General features: G+C 74.2%; 5 protein-coding genes. 1 reads left to right on the top strand and 4 read right to left on the bottom strand.

Annotated elements, in window-relative coordinates; translation table 11 throughout:
* Nucleotides 1–108 precede the first annotated feature (108 nt).
* From ACH443_RS19295 to ACH443_RS19280, 4 genes are all read right to left on the bottom strand, one after another.
* Nucleotides 109–1,419, bottom strand: coding sequence for a DUF4032 domain-containing protein (locus ACH443_RS19295; protein WP_430558045.1), 1,311 nt, complete (start codon nucleotides 1,417–1,419; stop codon nucleotides 109–111).
* Nucleotides 1,420–1,543: 124 nt separating this feature from the next.
* The gene (locus tag ACH443_RS19290; protein ID WP_429764299.1) at nucleotides 1,544–2,668 is read right to left on the bottom strand and encodes an ABC transporter ATP-binding protein; all 1,125 of its coding nucleotides are present in this window, start codon (nucleotides 2,666–2,668) and stop codon (nucleotides 1,544–1,546) included.
* Nucleotides 2,669–2,893: 225 nt separating this feature from the next.
* Nucleotides 2,894–3,811, bottom strand: coding sequence for a trehalose-phosphatase (otsB, locus tag ACH443_RS19285; protein ID WP_430591218.1), 918 nt, complete (start codon nucleotides 3,809–3,811; stop codon nucleotides 2,894–2,896).
* 11 nt (nucleotides 3,812–3,822) lie between these two features.
* The gene (locus ACH443_RS19280; RefSeq protein WP_429764301.1) at nucleotides 3,823–5,289 is read right to left on the bottom strand and encodes an alpha,alpha-trehalose-phosphate synthase (UDP-forming); all 1,467 of its coding nucleotides are present in this window, start codon (nucleotides 5,287–5,289) and stop codon (nucleotides 3,823–3,825) included.
* 265 nt (nucleotides 5,290–5,554) lie between these two features.
* Between ACH443_RS19280 and ACH443_RS19275 the strand changes: the two genes are divergently transcribed.
* Nucleotides 5,555–7,567: a serine/threonine-protein kinase gene (locus ACH443_RS19275; protein ID WP_429764302.1), complete on the top strand. Its 2,013-nt coding sequence runs from the start codon at nucleotides 5,555–5,557 to the stop codon at nucleotides 7,565–7,567.
* Nucleotides 7,568–7,579: the final 12 nt, after the last annotated feature.

Raw genomic sequence — 7,579 nt, 5'->3', positions numbered from 1 at the left:
CACCCCCCCCCGCCCCCCCCCCCCCCCCCCGCCGGCCCCCCCCCCCCCCGGGGGCCCCCCCCCCCCCCGCTTCTCTATCTCGCGGCTCGGGGTTCTCTATCTCGCGGATCAGGTCGACAGGTGGAAGTGGTCGTCCTCCGGGGCGGAGTCCGGGCCGGCGCCCATGTCGACGATGTCGACGTCGCCCTCGCGGTCGGGCTCGCCCGGCGGCAGGCCGAGGAGGGCCTTCTCGTCCGGGCGGTGGCGCAGCACGTGCTCCACGTAGGACGCCGTGGCCTCGAGCATCGGGACGTCGCGCCCGGCCTGCTCGGAGATGAACCAGCGGTGGTCGAGGATCTCGTGGAACAGCTGCGCCGGCTCGAGCTTGCGGCGCAGCTCCCGCGGGACGGCGCGGATGGTCGGCTGGAAGACGTTCTGCGACCAGTCGTGCGCCACCATCTGCGGGTCGTCCTCCTGGCGGTCCGTGGCCGCCACGTAGGAGTCGAGGTCGTTGAGGAGCCGCCGGGCCTGGTTGTCCTGGACGTCCAGGCCGGTGAGGCGGAACAGGCGGCGTGAGTGGTGCCCGGCGTCGACCACCTGGGGCTGGATGCGGACGGTGGTGCCGTCGATGTCCGTGGTGATCGACAGCTCGCCGACGTCGAAGCCCAGGTCGTTGAGCCGGTCGATGCGCGCCGCGACCCGCCAGCGCTCGTCGGACCCGAACGACTCGACGCCCGTGAGCGCCTCCCACAGCTCCGTGTACCGGGAGACGAGGGCGTCGCCGATCGCGATGGCGTCGACCTCCTCGTCGAGCAGCTCGCCCGCCTCGAGGTCGAACAGCTCGCCGATGATGTTGGTGCGGGCGAGGTCGACGTCGTAGGAGCGCTGACCGGGGGTGAGCTCGCGGTGCAGGTCGCCGGTCTCGGCGTCGACGAGGTAGGCGGCGAACTGGTGCGCGTCGCGCCGGAACAGGGTGTTCGACAGGGACACGTCGCCCCAGTAGAAGCCGACCAGGTGGACCCGCACCAGCAGGACGGCCAGCGCGTCGATGAGGCGCGCCGCGGTGTCGGGGCGCAGCGCCTGGCTGAAGACGGCCCGGTAGGGGAGCGAGAACGCGAGGTGCTCCGTGACGAGCGCGGCCTCCAGCGGCTCGCCGTCGTCGTCCCGGCGGCCCGTCACCACGCCCACGGGGCGCACGGCCGGGATCTCGAGCTTGCGCAGCTGGCGCAGCAGGTCGTACTCGCGGAACGCGACCGCCTCGCTGATCTCCTTGATCGCGAGCACGCGTCCGTCGAGGCGGACGAACCGCACGACGTGCCGCGAGATACCGCGGGGGAGGGCGGCGAGCACGTCCGCGGGCCACTCGGCCAAAGGGGCGCGCCACGGCAGGTCGAGCAGCGCGGAGTCCGGCGTCGCCGAGGTGATCTGCAGCTGTTCCACGTCGCTCCAGGTGTCGTGCGGGAGGCCAGATGTCGCGCGGAGGGCGGATGGCCCGGCTCGTCAGGGTACGCGACGAGGGGCGGGCCCGGCATCGCCGGACCCGCCCCTCGGGCGGTGCACTGACTCAGTTGAGGCGGTTGCCCGTCGCGGCCGAGAAGAGGTGCGACTGGCCCGGCTTGATCGTCACGTGGATCGTGTCGCCCTTCATGGGGACGTTGCGCGGGTCGATGCGCACGATCACCTGGTTGTCGCCGGCACCCGAGCGGACCTCGGCCTCCTCGGCGGCGGGGCCGACGAGCGTGCCGTAGACGAAGGCGTCCGAGCCGAGCTCCTCGACGAGGTTGACGGCCACGGGCATCGCGTTGTCGGTGCCGTCCGAGACCACCTCGAGCGCCTCGGGGCGGAAGCCGATGGTGATCTTGCCGCCGTCGGCGTCGGTGAGCTGCTCCACGGTCGACCGCTCCAGCGGCACGCGGGCGGCGCCCACGTGGGCCACGCCGTTGTCGACCTTGAAGGTGGCGATGTTCATCGCCGGCGAGCCGATGAAGCCCGCGACGAAGACGTTGGCCGGGGTGTCGTACATCTCGCGCGGCGTGCCGACCTGCTGGAGGAGGCCGCCCTTGAGCACCGCGATGCGGTCGCCCATGGTGAGCGCCTCGGTCTGGTCGTGCGTCACGTAGACGGTCGTGACGCCGAGGCGGCGCTGCAGCGACGCGATCTGCGTACGGGTCTGGACGCGGAGCTTGGCGTCGAGGTTCGACAGCGGCTCGTCCATGAGGAACACCTGCGGCTGGCGCACGATCGCGCGGCCCATGGCGACGCGCTGGCGCTGACCACCGGAGAGCGCCTTCGGCTTGCGGTCGAGGTACTCGGTGAGGTCGAGGATCTTGGCGGCCTCCTCGACACGCTGGCGGATCTCGGCCTTGGGGGTGCCGGCGATCTTCAGCGCGAAGCCCATGTTGTCCGCCACCGACATGTGCGGGTACAGCGCGTAGTTCTGGAACACCATCGCGATGTCGCGGTCCTTCGGCTGGACGTCCGTGACGTCGCGGTCGCCGATGAGGATGCTGCCGCCGTTGACGTCCTCCAGGCCGGCGAGCATGCGCAGCGAGGTGGACTTGCCGCAGCCCGAGGGGCCGACCAGGACGAGGAACTCGCCGTCCTCGACGTGCAGGTTGAGCTGGTCGACGGCCGGGCGCTCCGTGCCCGGGTAGATGCGCGTCGCGTGGTCGAAGGTGACCGTAGCCATGGTTGCAATCCCTCCACCGGCAGGTACGTGCCGGACGATCCGTTGTGGGTGGGTGCCGTTGCTTTCACGCTGGCGTGTCGGCGGTGACACATTCTGTTGTCGTGCGCTCCGGGCCTCGGCCGGACGGCCTCGGATCGGTGCGCCGGGATGATCGTACATGCCCCGGGCGTGAGTTCTGACACAGCCCAGGTCAGGGCCTCGCGGCCGCTCGGAAAGAGTTGTCCGTCAGCCCTCGAGCGCGTCCGCGAGGCGCTCCAGGAGGGCGGCGAGGGCGTCCGCGTCCGCCACGCGCTCGGTCGCGAGCGTCGGCCCGGCACCCACCTTGACCCCCAGGTCGGCCGGCCCGAGCACCTCGAACGCCGCCTCGTCGGTGGTGTCGTCGCCGGCGTACAGCACGAGCCCGCGGAGCCGGTCGTCTCCCTCCTCCAGCTCCTCGCGCAGCCGCTCCACGGCGACCCCCTTGGACGTGGGGACGACGGCGATCTCGACCACGTCCTTGCCGTGCATCGCGTGCAGGCCGAGCCGGGCGGCCACCGCGTCGGCGTCGGCCGCGGCCGCGCGGGCGTCGTCCGGCCCGCTGAGCCGGGTGTGCAGGACGGCGGCGCTCGGCTTGTCCTGCACCCATGCGCCGCGCCGCCCGTCCACGGCGTCCTGCAGCCCCTCGCGCAACCGCTCCAGGGTGTCCGCCTGCGCCTCGGTGAGGCGCAGCGGCACGGCGTCGACCCCGTGGGCGGAGACCCGTCCGGTCTCCGCGCCGTGGCTTCCGACCAGGTACGTGCCCGCCGGTGCCGCCGACCGGGCGGCGAGGTCCGTGAGGTTGCGGCCCGAGACGAGGGCGAGGCGCAGCTCGTCGCCCCCGGGCGGCGCCGGCCGCGCCGCGAGCGCGGCGAGCCGGTCCACGGCCGCGCGGGCGGCCGGCGTCATCGTCGAGGCCGAGGGGTCGTCGACGAGGGGCGCGAGCGTCCCGTCGAAGTCGAGCGCGACGAGCCGCGCGACCCGCGGTGTCGCCTGGTCGGGCCGGCCGGCGAACGCGAGCACCGCGGCCACGGCCGCCTCGTCCCCGCCCGGCGCGGGCCCGCTCACCCGCCGTCCGGACTCCTGCTGCCCGGACTCCTGCTGCCCGGACTCCTGCTGCCCGGGCACCCGAGGCCCGTTCACCCGCGGCTCGACCGGGCCGGCACGGCGGTGAGCACGCCGAGGAACGTCTCGGACCACTTCGCGACGTCGTCGGCCATCACCTTGCGGCGCAGCCGGCGCATCCGCCGCCGCTGCTCGCGTGCGGGCATGTGCGCCGCCGCGACGATGGTGTCCTTCATCCCGTCGATGTCGTGCGGGTTGACCAGCAGCGGGCCGGGGGCCAGCTCGTCGGCGGCGCCGGTGAACTCGCTCAGCACCAGCACCCCCTGCTCGTCCGAGCGCGCCGCGATGTACTCCTTCGCCACGAGGTTCATGCCGTCGCGCAACGACGTGACGAGCATGACGTCGGCCGCGAGGTACAGGGCGGCCATCTCGTCGGGCGGGTAGGAGTGGTGGAGGTAGTGGATGGCGGAGTGTCCGAGCTCGCCGAACTCGCCGTTGATGCGGCCCACGAGCCCCTCGACGTGCTCGCGCAGGTCCTGGTAGGCCCCGACGTTCTCGCGGCTCGGGCTCGCGACCTGCACCAGCGTGCAGTGCTCGACGTCGAGCCGGCCGTCCTGCAGCAGCTCGCCGTACGCCTTGATGCGGTGCCGGATGCCCTTGGTGTAGTCCAGGCGGTCGACGCCCAGCATCATCACCTTCGGGTCGCCCAGGTCGGCGCGGATCTCCTTCGCGCGGGCCTGCACCTCGGGCTCGCGGGCGAGCGCGTCGAAGTGGTGGGAGTCGATCGAGATGGGGAACGCGGCGGCGCGCACGTGCCGGGCGGGGCGCCCGTCCTCCTCCGCGACCGTGATGATCGGCCCGCGCGTGGTGTGCTTCGTGAGCCGCCGGACCGAGCGCACGAAGTTCGAGGCGTCGCCGCCGCGCTGGAAGCCGATGAGGTCGGCGCCCAGCAGGCCCTCGACGATCTGCGTGCGCCACGGCAGCTGCTGGAACAGCTCCACCGCGGGGAACGGGATGTGGTCGAAGAACCCGATGCGCAGGTCGGGGCGCAGCTCGCGGAGCATCTTCGGCACCAGCTGGAGCTGGTAGTCGTGCACCCACACGACCGCGTTCTCCGCCGCCTGCGCGGCCGCGGCCTCGGCGAACCGGCGGTTGACGCGGCGGTAGGCGTCCCACCACTGCCGGTGGTAGGTCGGGGGCGAGATGACGTCGTGGTACAGCGGCCAGAGGGTGTCGTTGGAGAACCCCTCGTAGTACCGCTCGATCTCCGCCCTGCTGAGCGTGACGGGCACCAGCAGCATGTCGTCGGCCTCGAAGGGCTCGTGCTCGAGGTCGGGGGCGCCGGACCAGCCGACCCACGCGCCGTCCGCCTCCCGCATGACCGGCTCGAGGGCCGTGACGAGGCCGCCGGGGGAGCGGTGCCAGTCCACCTCGCCGTCGGCGTCGACGGTGAAGTCGACCGGGAGCCGGTTGGCGACGACGACGAGGTCGTACCCGTCGCCCTTCCGACGATGGCTGCTTGACGAACCTTTGCCTGTCAAGGGACCTCTCTCCACGGGTTCTGCCAGGAATCCATCAAGGACTCCGGAGGGCTGCGAAAGGACGACGTCCTCCCCGGACAGGGTACCGACGTGGCCACGCCCTCGCCCCGGCGCGGCGCGACGTCACCCGTTTCGTCCCGGCCGCAGCGGGACGCGCGAGCGCTCCCCGACCGGCCCGCGACCTGCGCACGACCCGGCGGTGACCTCTCGCGGACCCGCGCGGCACGGCGCGCCCCGGGAGGTCCGGCCCGATACGGTGTGCCCCATGGGTGAGGTCGACGCGATGCAGGTCCCGGGGCGCAACCCCGTGCCCGGCCCGCCGTCGGCCCCGCGCGGCGACGACGGCGGCGGCGGGCAGAACGGCAGCAGGCAGGACGGCACGGTGCGCGGCGGCACGTCGTCGGACCACCCGCCGCGCGTCTCCCGGACCCGGGACGGCGGCCTCGCCGAGGGCGCGGAGGTCGGCGGGTACACGGTCGTGCGGGCGCTCGGGAGCGGCGCGATGGGCGCCGTCTACGAGGCGGTCGACGGCGGCGGTGGCCGCGTGGCGCTCAAGGTGCTGCACGCGCACGTCGACGCCGACCCCGCCGGGCGCGAACGGCTCCGGCGCGAGGCCGCGGCGCTGCAGCGGCTGCGGCACCCCGCCGTCGCGCAGGTGCTCGACGCCGAGCTGGAGGGCCCGTACGCGTTCGTCGTGACGGAGCTGGTGGACGGCGTCACCCTTGAGGAGGAGGTGGACGAGCGCGGCCCGCTCGACGCCGCCGACGTCTTCTCCCTCGCCGACCAGCTCGCCGCCGCCCTCGAGGCCGTGCACGACGCGGGCGTGGTGCACCGCGACCTCAAGCCCTCGAACGTGATGATCACCGCGCAGGGCCCGGTGCTCATCGACTTCGGCATCGCGCAGGGGCCGGGCGACACCCGGACCACGTCCGCGGGGTTCGTCATGGGCACCCCCGGCTACATCGCGCCCGAGCTGCTCGACGGCGGCGCGCCCGTCGCGGAGACCGACTGGTGGAGCTGGGCCGCCCTGCTGTCGTTCGCCGCCACCGGCCGCTCGCCGTTCGGCGTCCGTCCCACCGAGCTGGTGCTGCGCCGCTCCCGGGAGGGGAGGCCGGACCTGCACGGCGTACCGCCCCGCACGGCGCGGGCGCTCGCGGGAGCGCTCCAGGCCGACCCGGCGCTCCGCTGGGGCCCCACCGAGGTGGCGCGCGCCCTGCGTCGGGACCTCGACGACGCCCTGGGCGGCGCGCCCGACCCCTGGGCCTCGCCGGACGCCACGCAGCGCATCGCGCAGTCCACCGAGTCGCAGGCGGCCGCGACCCAGCGGGTGGGGCTGCCGACGCAGGTCGTCGCGGCCGCCGCGGCCCCGGCGTCGTACCCCCCGACCGGTGCCGTCCCCGTCGCCCCTGGCGGTGGGCCGGGCACGCCGCCGCCCCCGCCGCCCGTCGCGCCGGACCGTCCCACCACGTCCGCCCCCGCCACGCCGGCCGACGCCGACGACCCCACGCAGACCATGACCGCCCTGGAGCGCGACCGGCTGCAGGCGCAGGACGGCGCCACGCGTGCCATCCCGGTCGGCGACGTCCGCTACAAGGGCTACGACCAGCTGGTCGAGGAGCTGCCGCCCGAGCCCCCCGGCCCGTACGTGCGTCCCGTGCACCGACGGCGCACCGGGACCGCCGTCGCCGTCGCGCTGCCGCTGGTCGCCCTCGCGGCCACCCGTCCGCTCATCGGGTTCGGCGCGCTCGTCGCGCTCGTCCTCGTGTGCCGCGCCGTCGCGACGTCGGGCGACCGGCTGCACTCGCGGCGCGAGCACAAGGGCGTCCGCCGCTCCGACGGCTTCGTCGGCACGCTGCTGTTCCCCTGGCACGCTCTCCTCGGCGTGCTCGGGTCGATCCCCGCGGTGCTGGTCGGCGCGTGCGCCGGGCTGCTGACGCTGCTGGCCGGTTGGTGGCTGTTCGGCGCGGGCCACCTCATCGTGCTGCCCCGCGACGACCTGGAGGCGCGCTCCCAGGGCGGGATGAACGAGGGCATCGTGTTCAACGGCGTCCTGGCGGGGGTGATGGTCGTCGCGCTCCTGGCCACGTGGTTCGGGCCGGCGGGCGGCACCGCGCGCGAGGGCGGCCGCATCATCCTCGGGAAGATCGCCCCGGGCCGCGTCGGCGCCGCCGTCGTCGTGACCGTCTGCCTGGTGCTGACGGTGATCCTCGTCGCACCCGTGCTCTCCGACCCGACGATCGAGTGGTGGCCCATCAGCGGGCCCCCCGATCTCCTCTGACTCCTCGCGCTC

The organism is Isoptericola sp. NPDC019571, from assembly GCF_044389385.1.
Taxonomy (GTDB): Bacteria; Actinomycetota; Actinomycetes; order Actinomycetales; family Cellulomonadaceae; genus Isoptericola; species Isoptericola nanjingensis.
The sequence above is the reverse complement of the archived record's forward strand: the minus strand, read 5'-3'. Positions and strand labels throughout refer to the sequence as shown.

What these genes read in the sequence shown, in the direction of transcription:
- ACH443_RS19275 (WP_429764302.1), top strand. Translation starts at nt 5,555, where the DNA reads ATGGGTGAGGTCGACGCGATGCAGGTCCCGGGGCGCAACCCCGTGCCC.
- ACH443_RS19290 (WP_429764299.1), bottom strand. Translation starts at nt 2,668, where the DNA reads ATGGCTACGGTCACCTTCGACCACGCGACGCGCATCTACCCGGGCACG.